This is a genomic window from Escherichia sp. MOD1-EC6300 (assembly GCF_002965045.1).
GTDB classification, from domain to species: Bacteria; Pseudomonadota; Gammaproteobacteria; order Enterobacterales; family Enterobacteriaceae; genus Escherichia; species Escherichia coli_F.
Genome location: NZ_PTRH01000013.1, coordinates 1 through 23014, shown reverse-complemented (window position 1 = coordinate 23014; position 23014 = coordinate 1). Strand labels below are relative to the sequence as shown.

Here is a 23014-nt window from a genome sequence, read left to right as displayed (position 1 = left end):
GGCACCTTTTAACATTTAGTGCCCATCGTCGCAAGACACAATCCACGCGGTTAAACCGGGTATCCTGCTTTTATTTCCGTACCCGGTGTCGGTGCAGCCACATCAGCTTATACGCCGCCGGAATAATAAACAGCGACAGCAAAGGTGCGGTGATCATGCCGCCAATCATCGGCGCGGCAATCCGGCTCATCACCTCTGAACCTGCCCCCGTTCCCCACAAAATCGGCAGCAGACCCGCGATAATCACCGCCACCGTCATCGCTTTCGGGCGCACGCGCAGTACCGCGCCGTGATATAACGCTTCATCCAGCTTCTGCTCGCTGAATGTTTGCGGATTATCCAGGGATGGATCTGCCTCTATGGCGTGACGTAAATACATCAACATCACCACGCCAAATTCGGCGGCGACCCCGGCGAGGGCGATAAAGCCAGTGCCCGTCGCCACGGAAAGATGAAAGCCCATCCACCACAGCAACCAGATGCCGCCCACCAGCGCAAACGGTACGCTGCTGATAATCAGCAACGCTTCGCCCACGCGACGGAACGCCAGATACAACAGCACGAAGATGATCATCAACGTCATCGGCACCATGAGTTTCAGCTTATGGTTGGCGCGCTCCAGTAGCTCGAACTGCCCGGAGAATGCCACGCTGGTGCCCGGTTTTAACTGCACTTTCCCGGCAATCGCTTTTTGCAAATCGTGAACCACCGACACCATGTCACGATCGCGGGCATCGATATAAATCCAGCTTGTCGGGCGCGCATTCTCGGTTTTCAGCATCGACGGTCCGGTAGAGACTTTAACGTCGGCCACGTCTGCCAGGGTAATTTGCTGCTTCATTGGCGTCAGGATCGGCAGCTGGCGCAGCGCCTGTGGGCTATCGCGCCAGCTTTGCGGATAACGCAGATTAATTGGATAACGGGCAATCCCTTCCACCGTTTCACCAACCATCGCACCGCCCACCGCAGAAGTCACAAACAACTGCACATCCGCCACCGTCATACCGTAACGGGCGGCTTTTTCACGGTTGATCTCAACGTTGATATAGCGCCCACCTTCCAGACGTTCAGCAAGGGCAGAAGCCACGCCTGGCACCGTTCGCGCCACTTCTTCAATTTGCTCCGCCATCGCGTCGATATCCGCCAGCACAGTGCCGGAAACTTTAATGCCGATGGGGCTTTTAATGCCGGTCGAGAGCATATCGATACGGTTACGGATTGGCGGCACCCACAGATTCGCCAGCCCCGGCAGACGCACGGTGTTGTCCAGTTCCTCAATGATTTTGTCCATCGTCATGCCTGGCCGCCACTGATCCTGTGGCTTAAGCTGGATGGTCGTTTCTACCATCTCCAGCGGTGCGGAGTCGGTGGCGGTTTCCGCTTTCCCGGTTTTGCCAAACACCCGCGCCACTTCCGGCACGCTCATAATCAGCTTGTCGGTTTTTTGCAGCATACTCGCCGCCTCTGCTGCGGAAATCCCCGGCAGCGTCGATGGCATATACAACAAGTCGCCTTCATTGATCTGCGGTAAAAATTCCCCGCCAACTTTATTGAGCGGCCAGAGAACCGTAAGCACCGAAAGCGCTGCCACCAGCAGCGTGGTTTTCGGCCAGTGTAGTACTTTCAGCAACAGCGGATGATAAACACGAATCAAAAAGCGATTGAGCGGGTTACTGCTTTCTGGCGGAATTTTGCCACGGATCCAGTAGCCCATCAGGATGGGGATCACCACGATCGCCAGCAGCGCCGCGCCCGCCATCGCATACGTTTTGGTGAACGCCAGCGGGCCAAACAGACGCCCTTCCTGCCCTTCCAGGGTGAAGATCGGGATAAACGACAGCGTGATAATCAGCAGACTGATAAACAGCGCCGGACCTACTTCAACAGATGCATCGGTGATCACCTGCCAGCGCGTTTTATTATCCAGCGTGGCGTCAGGATGCTGGTGCTGCCACTCTTCCAGCCGTTTATGCGCATTCTCGATCATGACGATAGCGGCATCGACCATCGCCCCGACGGCAATCGCAATACCGCCCAGCGACATAATATTGGCATTCAGTCCCTGGAAGTGCATGACAATAAAAGCAATACACAACCCCAGCGGCAACGAAATAATCGCCACCAGTGCCGAGCGCACATGCCAGAGAAACAGCGCGCAGACCATCGCCACCACAATAAACTCTTCCAGCAACTTGCCGCTGAGGTTGTCGATGGCGCGGTCAATAAGCTGGCTGCGATCGTATGTTGTAACTATCTCCACGCCTTCCGGCAGACTGCTTTTCAGCGTTTCCAGTTTGTCCTTCACGGCGGCGATCACTTCACGGGCGTTTTTGCCGGAACGCAGGATCACCACCCCACCCGCCACTTCTCCTTCGCCATTCAGTTCGGCAATGCCCCGGCGCATTTCCGGGCCAACCTGGACCTTCGCAACATCACGCAGATAAACGGGCACGCCATTTTCACTGGCTTTTAAAACGATGTGATTAAAGTCGTCGAGCGTTTGCAGATAGCCGCTGGCGCGCACCATATATTCCGCTTCCGCCAGTTCGATCGACGAACCGCCCGCTTCCTGGTTTGAAGCATCCAGCGCGCTTTTTACTTCGGCGAGACTGATGCCATATTGCGCCAGGCGCTGGGGATCGATAACCACCTGATACTCTTTCACCACACCACCTACCGACGCCACTTCCGCAACGTCAGGGATAGTTTTTAACTCATATTTGAGAAACCAGTCCTGCAATGAGCGTAAATCGGCCAGATCGTGCTTACCGCTGCGATCCACCAGTGCATATTCATAGATCCAGCCAACACCTGTGGCATCTGGTCCCAGCTCGGCGCTGACTCCCGCAGGCAGCTTACCCTGTACCTGGTTGAGGTACTCCAGCACCCGCGAGCGCGCCCAGTACGGATCGGTGCCATCTTCGAAAATGACATATACATAAGAGTCGCCAAACTGCGAGAAACCGCGCACAGTCTTCGCGCCAGGTACTGACAACATGGTGGTGGTTAGCGGATAAGTCACCTGATTTTCAACGATTTGCGGTGCCTGACCGGGATAGCTGGTTTTAATAATCACCTGCACATCGGAGAGATCCGGCAGCGCATCCACTGGCGTGTTAATGATAGTCCAGGTGCCCCAGATACTCAGAAACAACGCGCCGATCAGCACCAGAAAACGGTTCGCCACCGAGCGACGAATAATCCATTCAATCATTGGTTATTCCCTCAATGCGCATGGGTAGCACTTTCAGAGCGCATCCGCTCCAGTGCGCCAGAAATATTGGCTTCAGAATCAATCAGGAACAGGCCGCTGGAAACCACCTTTTCACCTTCCGCCAGACCAGAACGTAGCGCGGTGACGCCTTGCGACGCCTGGAAAACAGCAACGCGTTTCGGTACAAAGCGCCCGTCGGCATCAACGGTAATCACCCGCTGTTCGTTACCAGTATCAATCAGTGCCTGTGACGGAATGAGCAGCATCGGTTCGCTGGCGGTGTTGAGTTGCAACCAGGCGTTCATTCCCGGTTTTAGCGCCTCGTCGGCGTTGTCGACTTCCAGACGCAGTTGCAGCGTGCGGGTCGCGGCATCCACGCCGGGTAGAAGGGTCCATTTGCGGATGCTGAGCGTTTTATCCGGTCGCGCCGGAACGGTGAGCGTAAACTGCGAGGCATCTTTCACCAGCCAGGCGATGGACTCCGGGATCGCAGCAGTGACCCACACCGGGTCCATACCCTGAATTTTCGCGACCACGTTATCTTTGGCGATATTCATTCCCGCGCGCAGATCAAACGCGGTGATCACGCCATCAATGGGCGCTTTGAGCGTAAAGCGAGTCTGGATTTTTTGCGTGGCGATCAGGCGGCGAATATCGGCCTCCGGCATTCCCGCCAGCCGCAGGCGTTCAAGAATACCGTCGGTCTGGGTCGCCGTCCCGCCGGTTTCGCGCAGCAGTAAATACTCACTCTGCGCTTCCACCCAGTCGGGAATGGTCAGGTCGAGAAGCGGTGTGCCCTTTTGCACTTTATCGCCTACGGTAAGCGGATACACCTTGTCGATAAACCCGGCTGCGCGGGCCTGCACAATGGCAAACTGATACTCGTTGTAACTCACATTCGCTGGGAAACTCTGGGCAAAAGTCAGCGGCCCGCGCGTGACGGTCGCCGTTTTCACCCCCAGATTTTGCGTCTGGGTCGGGTCAATGCGCACACCAGACGCAGAAGTCTCTTCATCGGCATATTTCGGCACCAGATCCATATCCATAAACGGCGATTTACCTGGTTTATCGAACCGCGTATTGGGATACATCGGGTCGTACCAGAATAATATTTTACGTTCTGCGGTCGACGTTTTTTCTGCGGGCGGTTCAGCCTTTGCAAACCAGGTAAAACCTGCCGCAGAAATAATACCGCCCGCGATCATGCTGCCGATAATAAGCGCGATTTTTTTCATCTCATTAAACCTGGGTTACTGGCTGACTTTAATATCCTGTAATAAAGAAAGGTTGCCCTGCTGGACAAAATTAAACGCTACTTTGTCGCCAGTTTTAATTTCACTCATTTTCGTCTGCGGGGTGATGGTAAAGCGCATGGTCATCTCCGGCCAGTTCACGGCGGCAATCGGATCGTGGTGGATGGTGATTTTTTTGCTTTCCAGATCAATACTTTTTACCACACCGGTGGCACTAATGACCTGCGGTTGTGCTTCGTTCATGGTTTCATGATGATGTTCGTTAGCCTGGGCATTAAAGCCAATAACGGTAAACAGACTGAACATTACGACTTGCAGTGCTTTTTTCATTTATTCTCTCCTGGAGTTAAAATTTATTGCTGCCAACCGCCACCCAGGGCGGTATATAAGGAAACTTCGTTAACCTGACGGGCATAATTCAGGTCGAGTAAAGTTTGTCGGGTTGCAAATAAGGAACGCTCGGCATCCAGCACTTCCAGATAACTTACCGCGCCGTGCTGATATAATGCCCGCGCCCGTTGCAAAGTAATTTGCAGCGACGCCAGATAACGCTGCTGGGCGCTGATTTGATCGTTCAGGCTTTGACGTAATGCAAGCGCATCTGCCACTTCTTTAAAGGCGTTCTGGATTTTCTGTTCATAATTCACCACCGACTGCTGCTGGCGAATTTCGGCGATATCCAGATTGGCCTGGTTGCGTCCGGCATTAAAAATGGGGATCTCAATTTTGGGAATAAAATTCCACATCCCGCTGCTGGCGTTAAATAATGATGACAGATCGCTGCTGGCGGTTGATATTCCACTGGTCAGGCTTATAGACGGGAAAAATGCCGCACGCGCAGCACCAATATTGGCATTAGCCGCCATTAACGCGTGTTCAGCTTCCATAATATCCGGGCGCTGCAACAAGATTTGCGAAGACAAGCCCGCCGGTAATTTAACGCTTTGCAGGCTGTCGCTGTTTACTGTCTGCGCTTGCGGCAGTTTGCCGTAGTTTCCCAATAACAGTTGCAATGCATTATTCGCCTGCGCCAGTTCCCCCTGACGTTTAGCGATATCACTGCGGGTACTTTCTATCACCCCGCGAGCCTGTTCCAGCGCCAGAACATTGCTGCTACCGGTCAACAGTTGTTTTTCAACAAACGCATATGACTGCTGATAATTACGCAGCGTTTCTTCGGCTATTTGTAATTGCGCATAAGCCAGTTGCTGATTGAAATAGCTTTGCGCGACATTAGAAACCAGCAGAATATGCACCGCGCGCTGAGCTTCCTCAGTAGCTAAATAATTTTGTCGCTCGGCTTCGCTCATATTCTTTAAGCGACCGAAAAAATCGAGATCAAAGCTGGCGTTAAGGCCAGTCGAGAACTCCCGCGTCGTGGCGGTATTCCCTTTAAGATTGCCGCTCCAGCTGCCGCTACCCTCGCCATTGAGCTGTGGGTAGCGGTCGGCATCGGTCAGACGATATTGCGCCCGCGCTTCCTGCACTTTCAGCGTCGCCATGCGCAAATCCCGGTTATTCACCAGCGCCTCGCTAATCAGCGTCTTCACCTGATTATCAACAAAAAAGGTGCGCCAGCCCGCGTTCTGGTAGTTATCTACCGCGTTAACCAGGCCGTTCTGGCTGAGTGAGAACTGCTGCGGCACGGGCATTGCCGGACGCTGATAATCCGGTGCCAGTGAACAACCGGTTAGCGCAAGGGCCACACAAAATGGCAGAAGTTTACAAGGAGACATAGGCACATAATTTCTGGTGATTTTATGCCGCCAACTTTACACGCCAGGCTCTGATTTTCCGGTGACAGGAAAATGACAAAATTGTCATTTTGCCAATAAGCGATTGCCATCTGATCCCGCTACTCTAGAATTGCCCGGGCAACATGCGGAGGAAATATGAAACTGTTGATTGTCGAAGATGAAAAGAAAACCGGCGAATACTTAACCAAAGGGTTAACCGAGGCCGGTTTTGTGGTTGATTTGGCCGATAACGGGCTGAATGGATATCATCTGGCGATGACAGGTGATTATGACCTGATAATCCTCGATATTATGCTGCCGGACGTGAACGGCTGGGATATTGTGCGCATGTTGCGTTCCGCCAATAAAGGGATGCCGATTCTGTTGCTTACCGCGCTTGGCACCATTGAACATCGCGTCAAGGGGCTGGAGCTGGGAGCGGATGACTATCTGGTGAAGCCGTTCGCTTTTGCTGAACTGCTGGCACGGGTGCGCACTCTACTGCGGCGCGGGGCGGCGGTAATTATCGAAAGTCAGTTTCAGGTTGCCGATTTAATGGTTGATCTGGTCAGCCGCAAAGTCACCCGCAGCGGCACGCGCATCACTTTGACCAGTAAAGAATTTACTCTGCTGGAGTTTTTCCTCCGCCATCAGGGTGAAGTGCTGCCCCGCTCGCTTATCGCCTCGCAGGTGTGGGACATGAATTTCGACAGCGACACTAACGCTATTGATGTGGCGGTGAAGCGGCTACGCGGCAAAATCGACAATGATTTCGAGCCAAAGTTAATTCAGACCGTACGCGGCGTAGGTTACATGCTTGAGGTGCCGGATGGCCAGTAAGCCGTTTCAGCGCCCGTTTTCGCTGGCAACCCGCCTGACCTTTTTTATCAGCCTTGCCACCATTGCAGCGTTTTTCGTCTTTGCCTGGATCATGATCCACTCGGTAAAAGTGCATTTTGCCGAGCAGGATATTAATGATTTAAAAGAGATTAGCGCCACATTCAAGCGCGTTCTTAATCATCCCGAAGAGACACAAGCCCGACGCTTAATGACGCTGGAAGATATCGTCAGTGGTTATTCCAACGTGTTGATTTCTCTGGCAGATAGCCACGGTAAAACGGTGTATCACTCCCCCGGTGCGCCGGATATCCGCGAGTTTGCACGTGATGCCATACCCGATAAAGACGCTCGGAGCGGCGAGGTGTATCTCCTTTCCGGCCCGACAATGATGATGCCAGGCCACGGTCACGGGCATATGGAACACAGCAACTGGCGGATGATTAACTTGCCGGTTGGCCCGTTGGTGGACGGCAAACCGATTTATACGCTCTACATCGCGCTGTCTATCGATTTTCATCTTCATTACATTAATGATTTGATGAATAAACTTATTATGACCGCATCGATCATCAGCATCCTGATCGTCTTTATCGTGCTGCTGGCGGTACATAAAGGCCACGCGCCAATTCGCAGCGTCAGCCGTCAAATCCAGAACATTACCTCGAAAGATCTCGACGTTCGCCTCGATCCACAGACCGTGCCCATTGAACTCGAACAACTGGTGCTGTCGTTCAACCATATGATCGAGCGTATCGAGGATGTCTTTACCCGCCAGTCCAATTTCTCAGCGGATATCGCCCACGAAATTCGCACGCCGATTACGAATCTTATAACGCAAACGGAAATCGCCCTCAGCCAGTCGCGCAGCCAGAAGGAGCTGGAAGATGTGCTCTACTCTAATCTCGAAGAGCTGACGCGAATGGCGAAAATGGTCAGCGATATGCTGTTTCTCGCTCAGGCCGATAACAACCAGTTAATCCCCGAAAAGAAAATGCTCAACCTGGCGGATGAAGTCGGCAAAGTGTTCGATTTTTTCGAGGCGTTAGCGGAAGATCGCGGCGTGGAGTTGCGGTTTGTTGGTGACGAGTGTCAGGTTGCGGGCGATCCGCTGATGTTGCGTCGGGCGTTAAGCAACCTGCTTTCTAACGCCCTGCGTTATACGCCGCCCGGAGAGGCAATTGTAGTGCGCTGCCAGACGGTCGATCACCAGGTGCAAGTTACCGTCGAAAACCCCGGTACGCCCATTGCGCCCGAGCATTTACCGCGTTTGTTTGACCGTTTCTACCGCGTTGATCCTTCCCGCCAGCGAAAAGGTGAAGGTAGCGGTATTGGGCTGGCGATAGTGAAATCGATTGTTGTCGCGCATAAAGGCACGGTTGCGGTAACGTCAGATGCGCGGGGAACAAGGTTTGTTATCATATTACCCGCTTAATCCTTCAGCAATCGGCAACTTTTATAACCAGTGTAAAAATAACGTGCCGCAATAATCCTACCTATTAATGATAAAAAGCTGTCACAATTCATAAAAAACTTTAATATACGCCACCCTAAACATAACCAGCGTTAATGTAAGGTTTTTGTGTGGACTGGCTTCTTGATGTTTTTGCAACCTGGCTATATGGCTTAAAAGTAATCGCGATAACGTTAGCGGTCATCATGTTCATCAGCGGGCTGGACGATTTTTTTATTGATGTCGTCTACTGGGTACGCCGCATTAAACGCAAGTTGAGTGTTTATCGCCGCTACCCGCGAATGAGTTACCGCGAACTGTATAAACCAGATGAAAAACCGTTAGCGATTATGGTTCCGGCGTGGAATGAAACGGGCGTCATCGGCAATATGGCCGAGCTGGCGGCGACCACGCTCGACTATGAAAACTATCATATCTTTGTTGGCACCTACCCCAACGACCCCGATACTCAGCGTGATGTTGACGAAGTGTGCGCTCGCTTCCCAAACGTGCATAAGGTAGTCTGCGCTCGTCCTGGCCCCACCAGCAAAGCCGACTGCCTGAACAACGTGCTGGACGCCATCACCCAGTTTGAGCGTAGCGCCAATTTCGCTTTTGCTGGTTTTATTCTGCATGACGCCGAAGACGTAATTTCACCGATGGAATTGCGTCTGTTCAACTATCTGGTCGAGCGTAAAGATCTGATTCAGATCCCGGTATACCCATTCGAACGCGAATGGACGCACTTCACCAGCATGACTTACATTGATGAGTTTTCAGAACTGCATGGCAAAGATGTTCCGGTGCGTGAAGCCCTCGCCGGACAGGTGCCCAGCGCAGGCGTCGGTACTTGTTTCAGCCGCCGCGCCGTGACCGCACTGTTAGCTGACGGTGACGGTATTGCTTTCGACGTGCAGAGTCTTACTGAAGATTACGACATTGGTTTCCGCCTGAAAGAAAAAGGTATGACGGAAATTTTTGTCCGTTTTCCGGTGGTGGACGAAGCCAAAGAACGCGAGCAGCGTAAATTTTTACAGCACGCGCGGACGTCAAACATGATCTGCGTGCGCGAATATTTCCCCGATACCTTTTCGACGGCGGTTCGACAAAAGTCTCGCTGGATCATCGGCATTGTTTTCCAGGGCTTTAAAACCCATAAATGGACCTCCAGCCTGACACTCAACTACTTTCTCTGGCGCGACCGCAAAGGGGCAATCAGTAACTTTGTCAGCTTCCTCGCGATGCTGGTGATGATCCAGCTTTTGCTGTTACTGGCGTATGAAAGTTTGTGGCCCGATGCCTGGCATTTCCTTTCTATTTTCAGCGGCAGCACATGGTTAATGACCCTGCTGTGGCTAAACTTTGGTTTGATGGTTAACCGCATCGTGCAGCGGGTGATTTTTGTCACTGGCTACTACGGTCTGACGCAGGGGCTGCTATCTGTCCTGCGTCTTTTCTGGGGCAACCTGATTAACTTCATGGCCAACTGGCGCGCGTTAAAACAGGTGCTTCAACACGGCGATCCACGTCGCGTCGCGTGGGATAAAACAACGCATGACTTCCCCAGCGTCACTGGCGATACCCGCTCGTTGCGCCCGTTAGGTCAAATTCTGCTGGAAAATCAGGTCATCACTGAAGAACAACTCGATACGGCACTGCGTAATCGTGTCGAAGGTCTACGCCTGGGCGGTTCAATGCTGATGCAGGGGCTGATTAGCGCCGAACAGCTGGCACAGGCACTGGCAGAGCAAAACGGCGTGGCGTGGGAGTCCATCGATGCCTGGCAGATCCCTTCTTCGCTGATTGCCGCGATGCCGGCCTCCGTGGCGCTGCATTATGCGGTGCTACCGCTGCGTCTGGAAAATGATGAGTTAATTGTCGGCAGTGAAGATGGTATTGACCCGGTTTCGCTGGCAGCCCTGACGCGTAAAGTTGGACGCAAAGTGCGTTACGTCATTGTTCTGCGAGGACAAATTGTCACCGGATTACGTCACTGGTATGCACGTCGACGCGGTCACGATCCACGGGCAATGTTGTACAATGCGGTTCAGCATCAGTGGCTCACGGAACAACAGGCCGGTGAAATCTGGCGGCAATATGTGCCGCATCAGTTCCTGTTCGCCGAAATACTGACCACGCTCGGTCATATTAATCGTTCAGCAATTAACGTGTTGTTATTGCGCCATGAACGCAGTTCTCTGCCGCTCGGCAAGTTTTTGGTCACCGAAGGCGTTATCAGCCAGGAAACGTTGGATCGCGTCCTGACAATTCAGCGCGAATTACAAGTTTCGATGCAATCACTATTACTCAAAGCAGGTTTAAACACAGAACAGGTTGCGCAACTGGAGTCCGAAAATGAAGGAGAATAACCTTAATCGCGTCATCGGATGGTCTGGTTTACTGCTGACGTCTTTATTGAGTACCAGCGCACTCGCAGACAATATCGGCACCAGCGCAGAAGAGCTGGGGCTGAGCGATTATCGCCATTTTGTTATTTATCCCCGTCTCGATAAGGCGCTGAAGGCACAGAAAAATAACGACGAAGCAACCGCCATCCGCGAATTTGAATATATACACCAGCAGGTGCCGGATAATATTCCGCTGACTTTATACCTTGCGGAAGCCTATCGCCATTTTGGTCATGATGACCGGGCGCGGCTGTTGCTTGAGGATCAACTGAAACGTCACCCAGGAGATGCCCGACTTGAGCGCAGTCTGGCGGCTATTCCAGTTGAAGTGAAAAGCGTTACGACTGTTGAAGAACTGCTTGCCCAGCAAAAAGCGTGCGACGCTGCGCCGACCCTGCGTTGTCGCAGTGAAGTCGGGCAGAATGCCCTGCGGCTGGCACAATTACCTGTCGCCAGAGCGCAACTGAACGATGCGACGTTTGCTGCATCGCCGGAAGGAAAAACGCTGCGAACCGATCTGCTGCAACGCGCAATCTACCTGAAACAATGGTCCCAGGCAGATACGCTATACAATGAAGCACGCCAGCAGAACACATTAAGCGCGGCAGAACGCCGTCAGTGGTTTGACGTGCTTCTTGCCGGGCAGCTGGATGATCGGATCCTGGCGCTGCAATCACAGGGGATCTTCACCGATCCGCAGTCATATATTACTTACGCGACCGCGCTGGCTTATCGTGGCGAGAAAGCACGCCTCCAGCATTATCTCATTGAAAATAAGCCGCTGTTTACCACGGACGCACAAGAGAAAAGTTGGCTCTATCTGTTATCTAAATACAGCGCCAACCCCGTTCAGGCGTTGGCGAATTATACGGTACAGTTTGCCGATAACCGCCAGTATGTTGTTGGCGCGACGCTACCGGTGCTGTTAAAAGAAGGTCAGTACGACGCAGCGCAAAAACTGCTCGCCACCCTCCCCGCCAATGAAATGCTTGAGGAGCGTTATACCGTCAGCGTGGCGACTCATAACAAGGCTGAAGCTCTGCGTCTGGCACGATTGCTGTATCAGCAAGAACCGACAAATCTTACCCGCCTGGATCAACTGACCTGGCAACTGATGCAGAACGAGCAGTCACGCGAAGCTGCCGATTTGTTGCTGCAACGCTATCCCTTCCAGGGCGATGCGCGCGTCAGCCAGACTTTAATGACGCGACTAGCGTCTCTGCTGGAAAGTCATCCTTACCTGGCAACTCCGGCGAAGGTGGCGATTTTATCGAAACCCTTACCGCTGGCGGAGCAACGTCAGTGGCAAAGTCAGTTGCCGGGTATTGCAGATAATTGCCCAGCAATCGTTCGCTTGCTGGGCGATATGTCGCCTTCCTACGATGCCGCCGCCTGGAACCGTCTGGCAAAGTGTTATCGGGACACGCTACCCGGTGTGGCGTTGTATGCATGGCTTCAGGCCGAACAACGGCAACCGAACGCCTGGCAACATCGTGCGGTAGCCTATCAGGCGTATCAGGTTGAGGATTACGCCACCGCACTGGCGGCCTGGCAGAAAATCAGTCTTCACGACATGAGCAATGAGGATCTGCTTGCTGCTGCCAATACCGCCCAGGCGGCAGGAAATGGTGCGGCTCGCGATCGCTGGCTTCAGCAGGCAGAACAACGTGGGCTGGGAAACAATGCCCTCTACTGGTGGCTGCATGCGCAACGTTACATTCCTGGTCAGCCGGAACTCGCACTGAACGATCTCACGCGCTCAATCAATATTGCGCCTTCTGCCAACGCTTACGTTGCGCGGGCGACAATTTATCGCCAACGTCATAATGTCCCGGCGGCGGTGAGTGATTTGCGCGCCGCTCTGGAACTGGAACCGAATAATAGCAACACCCAGGCAGCGCTCGGTTACGCCTTGTGGGATAGCGGTGATATCGCACAGTCGCGGGAAATGCTCGAACAGGCGCATAAAGGGCTACCGGACGATCCGGCACTTATCCGACAACTGGCCTACGTGAACCAGCGTCTGGATGATATGCCTGCGACGCAGCACTACGCCCGTCTGGTGATTGATGACATTGATAATCAGGCGCTGATAACCCCACTGACCCCAGAGCAAAATCAGCAACGCTTCAATTTCCGCCGTCTGCATGAGGAGGTCGGTCGCCGCTGGACGTTCAGTTTCGATTCTTCTATCGGCTTGCGTTCCGGCGCAATGAGTACCGCTAACAATAATGTTGGCGGCGCAGCGCCAGGGAAAAGCTATCGTAGCTACGGGCAACTGGAAGCCGAGTACCGCATCGGACGCAATATGCTGCTGGAAGGCGACCTGCTCTCGGTTTACAGCCGTGTATTTGCCGATACCGGAGAAAACGGGGTGATGATGCCGGTGAAAAATCCGATGTCCGGCACCGGTCTGCGCTGGAAGCCGCTGCGCGATCAGATCTTTTTCCTCGCCGTCGAACAGCAATTGCCGCTGAACGGACAAAACGGCGCATCCGATACCATGCTGCGCGCCAGCGCCTCATTCTTTAATGGCGGCAAATACAGCGACGAATGGCACCCGAACGGTTCAGGCTGGTTTGCCCAAAACCTGTACCTCGATGCGGCGCAATATGTCCGCCAGGATATTCAGGCGTGGACGGCAGATTATCGCTTAAGCTGGCATCAGAAGGTGGCGAACGGACAGACTATTGAGCCTTACGCTCACGTTCAGGACAACGGTTATCGTGATAAAGGCACTCAGGGCGCGCAGCTTGGCGGTGTCGGGGTCCGCTGGAATATCTGGACCGGCGAGACGCACTACGACGCCTGGCCGCACAAAGTCAGTCTCGGCGTCGAATATCAACATACCTTTAAGGCGATTAATCAACGTAACGGAGAGCGCAACAACGCGTTTCTCACCATTGGAGTGCACTGGTAAATGCGTAAGTTCATTTTCGTATTGCTGACACTGCTTTTGGTCAGCCCTTTTTCCTTTGCGATGAAAGGTATTATCTGGCAACCACAAAACCGTGATAGTCAGGTTACCGATACCCAGTGGCAGGGGCTGATGAGTCAGTTACGTTTGCAAGGCTTCGATACCCTGGTTTTGCAATGGACCCGTTACGGCGATGCATTCACCCAGCCAGAACAGCGCGCGTTATTGTTTAAGCGTGCCGCAGCTGCGCAACAGGCTGGCCTGAAGCTGATTGTCGGGCTGAATGCCGATCCGGAATTTTTTATGCACCAGAAACAGTCATCCGCGGCGCTGGAAAGCTATCTTAATCGCCTGCTGGCTGCCGATCTCCAGCAAGCCAGATTATGGAGCGCCGTACCTGGCGTAACGCCGGATGGCTGGTACATCAGCGCGGAAATTGACGACCTGAACTGGCGCAGCGAAGCCGCCCGTCAGCCTTTGCTGACATGGTTAAACAACGCGCAGCGGTTGATTAGCGATGTTTCAGCAAAACCGGTTTATATCAGTAGTTTTTTCGCCGGAAACATGTCGCCCGATGGCTATCGCCAACTGCTGGAACACGTTAAAGCAACCGGCGTTAATGTCTGGGTACAGGATGGCAGCGGCGTGGATAAACTTACTGCTGAACAGCGTGAACGTTATCTACAGGCCAGCGCCGATTGCCAAAGCTCCGCCCCAGCAAGCGGCATTGTTTATGAACTGTTTGTCGCCGGCAAAGGCAAAACCTTTACAGCGAAACCGAAACCGGATGCAGAGATCGCCTCGCTGTTAGCGAAACGTTCCTCTTGTGGTAAAGACACGCTCTATTTCTCTCTGCGCTATTTGCCCGTCGCGCACGGCATTCTCGAGTATTAAATCTCCTCCAGGTAAGTCGGGTACGACCTGGCTTACCTCTTTCGCTCTCGTCAGAATTCCATCAAGATTAATTGCTAAAAAGCGTGCTAAAGAAAGAAGATCGTTATCGGCGAACGGGCCGATCACTCATGCAGGAAGCATAGATCCTTTGAGCGGAGTTTCTGATATCTGAGGAGTGCGAAATGCAATTGAGCAGCAGTGAACCTTGCGTGGTGATCCTGACCGAAAAAGAGGTAGAGGTAAGCGTCAATAACCATGCCACGTTTACCCTTCCGAAAAATTACCTGGCCGCCTTCGCGTGCAACAATAACGTCATTGAACTCTCAACGTTAAATCACGTATTAATCACCCACATCAACCGTAACATCATCAACGATTATCTGTTGTTTTTAAATAAGAACTTAACCTGTGTAAAGCCCTGGTCGCGGCTGGCTACCCCGGTTATCGCTTGTCATAGCCGTACACCGGAAGTGTTCCGGCTAGCCGCCAACCACAGCAAGCAGCAACCCAGCAAACCCTGCGAAGCGGAGTTGACGCGCGCATTGCTTTTTACCGTATTGTCTAACTTTCTTGAGCAATCGCGGTTTATTGCCCTACTGATGTATATCTTACGCAGCAGCGTCCGCGACAGCGTCTGCCGCATTATTCAAAGCGATATTCAGCATTACTGGAATCTGCGAATTGTCGCCAGTTCGCTCTGTTTAAGCCCCAGCCTGCTCAAAAAGAAATTAAAAAACGAAAATACCAGCTATAGCCAGATTGTCACAGAGTGTCGTATGCGTTACGCCGTACAGATGTTATTGATGGATAACAAAAATATCACTCAGGTGGCACAATTGTGTGGGTATAGCAGCACGTCGTACTTTATCTCTGTTTTTAAGGCGTTTTACGGCCTGACACCGTTGAATTATCTCGCCAAACAGCGACAAAAAGTGATGTGGTGAAGGGCAAAGCGGAAACAGATAAGACTGGCATAAATGAAGAAGAAATGGCGCGCCCTGCAGGATTCGAACCTGCGGCCCACGACTTAGAAGTTCCTAGAACGACATTTTAAGTCAACAAATTACCGCGCCATCTCTGCGCTCACACGTCCCACTACCTCAAAACATGTAAAGCCTTGCAAGCCATTGTGAGGCCTTATGTGTCTCAGTTTTGTCCCTCTTTTTTGTACTAAAAAACATAGCAATTGAGGATAAACCTCATGCTATTTTCGCTTATATGCCTTTAAAGGCATGGCGCTTAAATAGATAAAAACACCACAAAAGCATAAAAAACCACACAGTAAAACCACAACATAAAACAATAACAGATAATTAAACCAAAAACAGATAGCGCATTGTGATAATCATTCAATACTAAACAAAATATAAACAGTGGAGCAATATGTGATTGACTCATTAAGTTAGATATAAAAAATACATATTCAATCATTAAAACGATTGAATGGAGAACTTTTATGCGGGCGAAACTTCTGGGAATAGTTCTGACAACCCCTATTGCGATCAGCTCTTTTGCTTCTACCGAGACTATATCGTTTACTCCTGACAACATAAATGCGGACATTAGTCTTGGAACTCTGAGCGGAAAAACAAAAGAGCGCGTTTATCTAGCTGAAGAAGGAGGCCGAAAAGTCAGTCAACTCGACTGGAAATTCAATAACGCTGCAATTATTAAAGGTGCAATTAATTGGGATTTGATGCCCCAGATATCTATTGGGGCTGCGGGCTGGACTACTCTCGGCAGCCGAGGTGGCAATATGGTCGATCAGGACTGGATGGATTCCAGTAACCCCGGAACCTGGACAGATGAAAGTAGGCACCCTGATACACAACTCAATTATGCCAACGAATTTGATCTGAATATCAAAGGCTGGCTCCTCAACGAACCCAATTACCGCCTGGGACTCATGGCCGGATATCAGGAAAGCCGTTATAGCTTTACAGCCAGAGGTGGTTCCTATATCTACAGTTCTGAGGAGGGATTCAGAGATGATATCGGCTCCTTCCCGAATGGAGAAAGAGCAATCGGCTACAAACAACGTTTTAAAATGCCCTACATTGGCTTGACTGGAAGTTATCGTTATGAAGATTTTGAGCTAGGTGGCACATTTAAATACAGCGGCTGGGTGGAAGCATCTGATAACGATGAGCACTATGACCCAGGAAAAAGAATCACTTATCGCAGTAAAGTCAAAGACCAAAATTACTATTCTGTTGCAGTCAATGCAGGTTATTACGTAACACCTAACGCAAAGGTTTATGTTGAAGGCGCATGGAATCGGGTTACGAATAAAAAAGGTAATACTTCACTTTATGATCACAATGATAACACTTCAGACTACAGCAAAAATGGTGCAGGCATAGAAAACTATAACTTCATCACTACTGCTGGTCTTAAGTACACCTTTTAACGAAGTTAACCAGATTTTCTCCCCGGTGGTATTGTATAACCCCGGGGAATTTGTTTACAGTTACAAGTAGGCAATATCCACTAATTTTGTAAGCATTTAACCTATGTCATAACGTGTAATCTCTTACCGCAACACAAGACCTCAATATATTCAAATCTTATCTTTATTCCGATATTCAGAGACACAATGCGAAAAATAATTACTCATTTCAAAGTTGTTTTAACGTTACTTCTACCAGTAACCGTATCTGCCCAGCAGATACAGTGGCAATCCTGTATGGCCAGTCAATTCAACCACTGGTTTGGTGAGGAAAAACCGTCTCCTGACTTACTATGTGGTTATTTGTCTGTTCCATTAAAATATACAGACACAGGCGGAGATGCTTCTTATGAAAAAAAATCACAAGTCAAACTAGCGTTGACAAAATTGCCGGCAAAAAGCAAGCATAAAGGAAGTATCCTGATAATAAGTGGTGGTCCCGGGTTACCAGGCATAAATCCTTATATTAACTTTGACTGGCCAGTCACAAATCTTCGTGAGTCATGGGATATTATTGGATTTGATCCTCGAGGCGTCGGACAGTCCACTCCGACAATAAACTGCCGGCAATCAGATACAGAGACTCAGGAAAACATAACCGAAAAGCAACAAGTATTAAATAAAATTAATGCCTGTATCCATAATACCGGAGCCGAAGTCATTCGCCATATCGGCTCTAACGAGGCTGTATACGATATTGATCGTATTAGGCAAGCCTTGGGGGATAAACAACTGACAGCCGTGGCGTATTCGTATGGAACTCAAATTGCAGCCTTATATGCAGAACGTTTTCCCTACAACGTAAGATCTATCGTTCTTGATGGAGTCGTCGATATCGATGACCTGGAGGACAACTTCACATGGCAACTCAAACAGGCACAGAGTTATCAGGAAACGTTTGATCGCTTTGCATCCTGGTGTGCGCGTACAAAAAGTTGCCCGCTTTCTTCAGACAGAGATAAGGCAATAACTCAGTTCCATGAGCTATTATCAAAATTACATCACAAACCTTTATTAGACAGTAAGGGAGAAAATATATCTTCAGATGAACTCATATCATTAACAACAGACCTTCTGCTATGGCGTTCATCATGGCCAACCCTTGCAACTGCCATACGCCAGTTCTCTCAGGGGATTGTCAGTAATGAAATTGAAACTGCGCTCAGTGCTCCGATAGCCTCAGAAGAGTCAAGCGATGCTTCGGGGGTAATCCTCTGTGTAGATCAGGGGGATGAGCAATTAACACCAGAAGAGCGAAAATCCCGAAAAGACGCTCTTGCGAATGCCTTCCCGGCTATTAACTTTGACAATGGACGTTCCGATTCACCTGATTTTTGTGAATTATGGCCAATACATAGCGACCTGAACAAAACTCGCCTGAAAAATACTGTTCTGCCCTCTGGTTTACTGTTTGTAGCACACAAATACGACCCAACAACGCCCTGGATTAATGCCCGTAAGATGGCAGAGAAATTTTCCAGCCCGTTACTAACAATAAATGGTGATGGGCATACATTAGCTCTCACCGGAGTTAATTTATGTGTAGATAAAGCAGTTGTACATCACCTGATCACTCCACAAAAAATAGAAAATATATACTGCCCAGGAAATTCTGAAGCAGAAATACAATAATTTCAAAATATTCCGCTATTTGCTCCCAATGCAAAACATATATTGCATTGGGAGCATATTCATATTTTTGTTATTATTGTATGAAATCGTCTCATGTACACGGTCCTTTTTTCGCCGAAAACTGATATTACTTTAATCAAAAGTTGACGTGCCAGATTCGAAGTAAATTTATAAAATATCAAATCAATATACATTTTGCACCTTCGAGATAGTAATGACTGTTACTGTAACATGAGTTACAAACAGCTTCATACCCAGAGCTACTGATGTATCAACTCGATTCAACAATACCCGATATTTATTCCATGCCTCCAGCAACGATCTTTCTTCCTCCGTTGCGATTTCCAGATCTACAGCATCCTGCAGTGGCGCAATATACTCACTGAATTCCTGGATGTAGAACTGTGTAGTGACGGTCTTCCAGCCATTCGGCTCCTGCTGTATCGAAGCATACCAGGCTATTTCAATATCGCTATGCTGCGGCAGCATTTAACCCCTTGTAATTCATCGCCATAATTGATTTAATTCACAAATAAAACTATAACATGGTGAAATTAATGAAAAAAAACACAGATGATGGGGCTAAAATTTACACACCACTTACCCTAAAGCTTTATGACTGGTGGGTTTTGGGAGTATCAAATCGTCTTGCATGGGGATGTCCTACAAAGGAACACCTTCTTCCACACTTTCTGGAACATTTAGGTAACAACCATCTGGATATTGGTGTTGGAACTGGGTTTTACCTTACTCACGTACCTGAGAGTAGTCTGATATCTTTAATGGATTTGAACGAAGCTAGCCTGAACGCGGCATCTACAAGGGCTGGGGAATCAAAAATTAAACATAAAATTAGCCATGATGTTTTTGAACCTTATCCCGCGGCGTTACATGGTCAATTTGATTCCATTTCCATGTTTTACCTTCTTCACTGCCTGCCTGGAAATATATCTACAAAAAGCTGTGTAATACGCAATGCGGCGCAGGCCTTAACTGACGATGGAACTCTATACGGAGCCACAATTCTTGGCGATGGAGTTGTGCACAATAGCTTCGGTCAAAAACTGATGCGCATTTACAATCAGAAAGGCATCTTTTCAAACACAAAAGATTCCGAAGAAGGCTTAACACATATACTCTCAGAGCATTTCGAGAATGTTAAAACCAAGGTTCAAGGTACTGTAGTAATGTTTTCCGCTTCAGGGAAAAAATAGCATCCAACCGCAGCACGTTCTTGCATACGCCGTGTCTGCGGTTTAATTTTTACTCTCAAATATTGTAGTTAAGTACAATAATGATTCCTGTGGCTATATAGATGTTTTTGTAATTAGTCCTTAAGATAAAATTTCTCTATTTATCCAAGATAACAGACTTCATTAGGAAGAGTCGTAAAAACATTAACAACTACCGCCGTGTAATTAAATTATTTTTTAGAATGTTCTGATTGAGAAAAACAACGCCATACACATCAAAAGATATAAATGTAAATTTAGATTTATTAATCTTTTGAGTTACAACCTAAACTTTCCGTTAATCACCAAGATATCAATAGATTATACTCACTGAGTACACATTTTTACAATTTCTATTTCTCACATTAAGATGCGCATACCAATCTCTTATTTGACACTTTCTTATTTGTTACTAGAGTTAATTGGGTGCTGACAAGGCACATGTTATTTACAATTTGAAAATCAGAGGAGAAATGATATGACCGAACATCGTGGCGGTGCAGGTAATTTCGCTGAAGATCGACAAAAAGCTTCTGACGCTGGTCGTAAAGGCGGCCAACATAGTGGCGGTAATTTTAAAAACGATCCGCAAAGAGCATCAGAAGCAGGGAAAAAAGGTGGTCAGAATAGCCATGGTGGCGGCCGTAAATCTGACTCTTAATCTATCATCCCCTACATTCGTGAATAACTGAAGCTAACTGCGAGCCTACGGGCTCGCAGTGAAAACTCTGGAGTGATTATGCAAATTAAATCTGTTGAAGATATCTTCATCCACTTATTATCGGATACATACAGCGCTGAGAAACAACTAACAAAGGCACTGTCTAAACTTAGTCGCTCTGCATACAGTGATAAATTAACCGCTGCTTTTCAGTCACATCTTGATGAGACACATGGTCAAATTGAACGCATCGATCAGGTTGTTGATTCTGAAGATGGTCTTAAATTGAAAAGAATTAAGTGTGCCGCAATGGAAGGACTTATCGAAGAGGCGAATGAGGTAATTGAAAGCACTGATAAAAATGAAGTACGTGATGCAGCATTGATTGCTGCAGCACAAAAAGTAGAGCACTATGAAATTGCCAGTTATGGCACTTTGGTAACACTCGCTGAGCAATTAGGATATAAAAAAGCGGCTAAACTCCTGAAAGAAACACTGGAAGAGGAAAAAGCTACTGATGTCAAATTAACAGATCTGGCATTTAATAACGTTAATAAAAAAGCTCAGGATAACTCCTGAACTATAGACTTCAATTTCTTTTAGGATAAACAGATTATGAATAGAATTGAACATTACCATGACTGGCTTCGTGATGCACATGCGATGGAGAAACAAGCTGAAAAAATGCTTGAGTCTATGGCCAGCCGGATAGAAAACTATCCAGAGTTACGTTCCAGAATTGAGCAGCACATTAGCGAAACAAAGAACCAGCTTTCACAGCTTGAAAGCATACTTGATCGTAATAATATTTCGCGCTCTGTCATTAAAGACTCTATGAGTAAAATGGCCGCGTTTGGGCAATCCATTGGTGGAATTTTTCCATCTGATGAAATTGTCAAAGGTTCGATCAGTGGCTATGTGTTCGAACAATTTGAAATTGCGTGTTACACATCTCTTCTCGCAGCAGCCAAAAATGCGGGTGATACAGCTTCAGTACCCATTATTGAAGCAATTCTTAATGAAGAAAAACAAATGGCTGAATGGCTTCTTAACCATATTCCTGACACCACTGAGCAATTCATGGTCAGATCTGAAATTGATGGAGTTGAAGCCAAAAAATAATTCTTTTGAGGAGGCATTATGTTTAGACACGTGAAAAAACTTCAATATACAGTACGTGTAAGTGAGCCAAACCCAGGCTTAGCTAATCTACTTTTAGAACAATTCGGCGGGCCACAGGGTGAGCTTGCAGCAGCATGCCGATACTTCACTCAAGGCTTAAGTGATGAAGATGCAGGCCGAAGGGATATGCTGATGGACATAGCAACAGAAGAACTAAGTCATCTCGAAATTATTGGTTCTCTTGTTGGTATGCTCAACAAAGGTGCAAAAGGAGCACTTGCTGAAGGAACTGAGAATGAAGCTGAGCTTTACCGTTCCTTAACTCAAAATGGCAATGACAGCCATATAACTTCTCTCCTCTACGGAGGAGGCCCAGCATTAACTAATTCAGCTGGAGTACCCTGGACTGCAGCTTATGTTGATACTATTGGCGAAGTCACGGCCGATCTTCGTTCAAATATTGCAGCTGAAGCTCGGGCAAAGATCATTTACGAACGTCTCATTAATGTTACTGATGATCCTGGAGTAAAAGACACTCTGGCATTTTTAATGACCAGGGAAGCAGCACACATGCTTTCATTTGAAAAAGCATTACATTCAATTCGTAACACCTTTCCACCAGGAAAATTACCACCAATTGAGAAATACAAAAACGTATATTACAACATGTCAGAAGGTGAAGACGTCAGAGGTAGTTGGAACAGTGATGAAAACTTTGACTATGTTTCCGATCCAGTTCCAGCGGTTGACGGTGGGGATGGGAAGGCCTCGATAAATCTTTCGACCAAGCAAGAAGCTATGATAAAAGCTATGGCAACAAGGTTGAAATCCCATGAAGACATCAATCCTGTCACTGGCGCTGAGCTTGCTGAAGGAGAACCACAAACAAAGATAAATAGTAAAAACTAATTATCTTCTGGTATTTAGCTATCCCTCATAAGTTAATTGCCGCTGAGATATCCTAAGCTCTAGCCTCTGAAAATACATTTATATTTCGAAGCCCGCGATATTTTAAGCGGGCTTTTATTTTAAACTTCAGGTATTACAGGCCACTCAATATCAGGTGCAGTTGATGTATCAACACGGTTCAGCAACACCCGATACTTTTTCCAGGCTTCCAGCAATGAGGTTTCTTCCTCCGTTGCAATTTCCAGATCTGCAGCATCCTGAAGCGGCGCAATATGCTCACTGGCTACCTGCATCAGG

General features: G+C 48.8%; 18 protein-coding genes and 1 pseudogene. 13 read left to right on the top strand and 6 right to left on the bottom strand.

Annotation, left to right across the window (positions count from 1 at the left end; translation table 11 throughout):
• Positions 1-70: 70 nt before the first annotated feature.
• The 4 genes from cusA to cusC are packed head-to-tail and all read right to left on the bottom strand — an operon-like array spanning position 71 to position 6203.
• On the bottom strand, positions 71-3214 hold the full coding sequence (gene cusA, locus BGE37_RS18300; protein WP_105277244.1) for a Cu(+)/Ag(+) efflux RND transporter permease subunit CusA: 3144 nt from the start codon (positions 3212-3214) through the stop codon (positions 71-73).
• A gap of 11 nt (positions 3215-3225) precedes the next feature.
• On the bottom strand, positions 3226-4449 hold the full coding sequence (gene cusB, locus BGE37_RS18295) for a Cu(+)/Ag(+) efflux RND transporter periplasmic adaptor subunit CusB (protein WP_105288300.1): 1224 nt from the start codon (positions 4447-4449) through the stop codon (positions 3226-3228).
• A gap of 15 nt (positions 4450-4464) precedes the next feature.
• Positions 4465-4797 carry a Cu(+)/Ag(+) efflux RND transporter periplasmic metallochaperone CusF gene (gene cusF, locus BGE37_RS18290; RefSeq protein WP_105288299.1) on the bottom strand — a complete coding sequence of 111 codons (333 nt, stop codon included), beginning with the start codon at positions 4795-4797 and terminating at the stop codon, positions 4465-4467.
• Between the two features lie 23 nt (positions 4798-4820).
• Positions 4821-6203, bottom strand: a complete 1383-nt coding sequence (cusC, locus tag BGE37_RS18285) for a Cu(+)/Ag(+) efflux RND transporter outer membrane channel CusC (RefSeq protein ID WP_105288298.1) — start codon at positions 6201-6203, stop codon at positions 4821-4823.
• Positions 6204-6359: 156 nt separating this feature from the next.
• On the opposite strand from cusC, the gene cusR reads away from it, so the two are divergent.
• The 8 genes from cusR (at position 6360) to BGE37_RS18225 (ending at position 18793) form a co-directional block, all read left to right on the top strand.
• Entirely contained in the window at positions 6360-7043 is a 684-nt protein-coding gene (gene cusR, locus BGE37_RS18275; protein ID WP_000770953.1) for a copper response regulator transcription factor CusR, read from the top strand.
• Complete coding sequence (cusS, locus tag BGE37_RS18270; protein ID WP_105288297.1) at positions 7033-8475, top strand: Cu(+)/Ag(+) sensor histidine kinase CusS; 1443 nt, start codon at positions 7033-7035, stop codon at positions 8473-8475. The genes cusR and cusS overlap by 11 nt, the downstream gene beginning before the upstream one ends.
• A gap of 149 nt (positions 8476-8624) precedes the next feature.
• Complete coding sequence (gene nfrB / locus BGE37_RS18265; protein WP_105288296.1) at positions 8625-10862, top strand: cyclic di-3',5'-guanylate-activated glycosyltransferase NfrB; 2238 nt, start codon at positions 8625-8627, stop codon at positions 10860-10862.
• Positions 10849-13821, top strand: a complete 2973-nt coding sequence (gene nfrA / locus BGE37_RS18260) for a bacteriophage adsorption protein NfrA (RefSeq protein WP_105288295.1) — start codon at positions 10849-10851, stop codon at positions 13819-13821. The genes nfrB and nfrA overlap by 14 nt, the downstream gene beginning before the upstream one ends.
• Positions 13822-14712, top strand: coding sequence for a DUF4434 family protein (locus BGE37_RS18255; protein WP_001224581.1), 891 nt, complete (start codon positions 13822-13824; stop codon positions 14710-14712).
• A 182-nt stretch (positions 14713-14894) separates the two neighbouring features.
• On the top strand, positions 14895-15656 hold the full coding sequence (gene envY / locus BGE37_RS18245; protein WP_001177464.1) for a DNA-binding transcriptional regulator EnvY: 762 nt from the start codon (positions 14895-14897) through the stop codon (positions 15654-15656).
• A gap of 512 nt (positions 15657-16168) precedes the next feature.
• A complete protein-coding gene (gene ompT, locus BGE37_RS18230) occupies positions 16169-17122 on the top strand; it encodes an omptin family outer membrane protease OmpT (protein WP_001201825.1) in 954 nt (317 codons plus the stop codon).
• Positions 17123-17308: 186 nt separating this feature from the next.
• Positions 17309-18793, top strand: a complete 1485-nt coding sequence (locus BGE37_RS18225; RefSeq protein WP_001226375.1) for an alpha/beta hydrolase — start codon at positions 17309-17311, stop codon at positions 18791-18793.
• A gap of 183 nt (positions 18794-18976) precedes the next feature.
• Here the strand turns inward: BGE37_RS18225 and BGE37_RS25655 are convergent.
• Positions 18977-19189: pseudogene (locus BGE37_RS25655) on the bottom strand (tail fiber assembly protein); the annotation flags it as partial.
• Between the two features lie 149 nt (positions 19190-19338).
• Here BGE37_RS25655 and BGE37_RS18215 point away from each other — a divergent pair.
• The 5 genes from BGE37_RS18215 (at position 19339) to BGE37_RS18190 (ending at position 22717) form a co-directional block, all read left to right on the top strand.
• Complete coding sequence (locus BGE37_RS18215) at positions 19339-20007, top strand: class I SAM-dependent methyltransferase (protein WP_000239881.1); 669 nt, start codon at positions 19339-19341, stop codon at positions 20005-20007.
• A 496-nt stretch (positions 20008-20503) separates the two neighbouring features.
• Positions 20504-20686, top strand: coding sequence for a general stress protein (locus BGE37_RS18205; protein ID WP_000134810.1), 183 nt, complete (start codon positions 20504-20506; stop codon positions 20684-20686).
• Between the two features lie 78 nt (positions 20687-20764).
• A complete protein-coding gene (locus tag BGE37_RS18200; protein WP_001166090.1) occupies positions 20765-21265 on the top strand; it encodes a YciE/YciF ferroxidase family protein in 501 nt (166 codons plus the stop codon).
• 36 nt (positions 21266-21301) lie between these two features.
• Entirely contained in the window at positions 21302-21808 is a 507-nt protein-coding gene (locus BGE37_RS18195; RefSeq protein ID WP_001079482.1) for a ferritin-like domain-containing protein, read from the top strand.
• A gap of 18 nt (positions 21809-21826) precedes the next feature.
• Positions 21827-22717 carry a manganese catalase family protein gene (locus BGE37_RS18190; RefSeq protein WP_000488336.1) on the top strand — a complete coding sequence of 297 codons (891 nt, stop codon included), beginning with the start codon at positions 21827-21829 and terminating at the stop codon, positions 22715-22717.
• A gap of 119 nt (positions 22718-22836) precedes the next feature.
• On the opposite strand, the gene BGE37_RS18185 is transcribed toward BGE37_RS18190, so the two are convergent.
• Positions 22837-23014 (bottom strand): tail fiber assembly protein (locus tag BGE37_RS18185; protein ID WP_198598469.1); only part of this gene is annotated, 178 nt, incomplete at its 5' end.

Coding starts and splice junctions, on each gene's coding strand:
- cusA (WP_105277244.1), bottom strand. CDS start 3,214: ATGATTGAATGGATTATTCGTCGCTCGGTGGCGAACCGTTTTCTGGTG.
- cusB (WP_105288300.1), bottom strand. CDS start 4,449: ATGAAAAAAATCGCGCTTATTATCGGCAGCATGATCGCGGGCGGTATT.
- cusF (WP_105288299.1), bottom strand. CDS start 4,797: ATGAAAAAAGCACTGCAAGTCGTAATGTTCAGTCTGTTTACCGTTATT.
- cusC (WP_105288298.1), bottom strand. CDS start 6,203: ATGTCTCCTTGTAAACTTCTGCCATTTTGTGTGGCCCTTGCGCTAACC.
- cusR (WP_000770953.1), top strand. CDS start 6,360: ATGAAACTGTTGATTGTCGAAGATGAAAAGAAAACCGGCGAATACTTA.
- cusS (WP_105288297.1), top strand. CDS start 7,033: ATGGCCAGTAAGCCGTTTCAGCGCCCGTTTTCGCTGGCAACCCGCCTG.
- nfrA (WP_105288295.1), top strand. CDS start 10,849: ATGAAGGAGAATAACCTTAATCGCGTCATCGGATGGTCTGGTTTACTG.
- BGE37_RS18255 (WP_001224581.1), top strand. CDS start 13,822: ATGCGTAAGTTCATTTTCGTATTGCTGACACTGCTTTTGGTCAGCCCT.
- envY (WP_001177464.1), top strand. CDS start 14,895: ATGCAATTGAGCAGCAGTGAACCTTGCGTGGTGATCCTGACCGAAAAA.
- ompT (WP_001201825.1), top strand. CDS start 16,169: ATGCGGGCGAAACTTCTGGGAATAGTTCTGACAACCCCTATTGCGATC.
- BGE37_RS18225 (WP_001226375.1), top strand. CDS start 17,309: ATGCGAAAAATAATTACTCATTTCAAAGTTGTTTTAACGTTACTTCTA.
- BGE37_RS18215 (WP_000239881.1), top strand. CDS start 19,339: ATGGTGAAATTAATGAAAAAAAACACAGATGATGGGGCTAAAATTTAC.
- BGE37_RS18205 (WP_000134810.1), top strand. CDS start 20,504: ATGACCGAACATCGTGGCGGTGCAGGTAATTTCGCTGAAGATCGACAA.
- BGE37_RS18200 (WP_001166090.1), top strand. CDS start 20,765: ATGCAAATTAAATCTGTTGAAGATATCTTCATCCACTTATTATCGGAT.
- BGE37_RS18195 (WP_001079482.1), top strand. CDS start 21,302: ATGAATAGAATTGAACATTACCATGACTGGCTTCGTGATGCACATGCG.
- BGE37_RS18190 (WP_000488336.1), top strand. CDS start 21,827: ATGTTTAGACACGTGAAAAAACTTCAATATACAGTACGTGTAAGTGAG.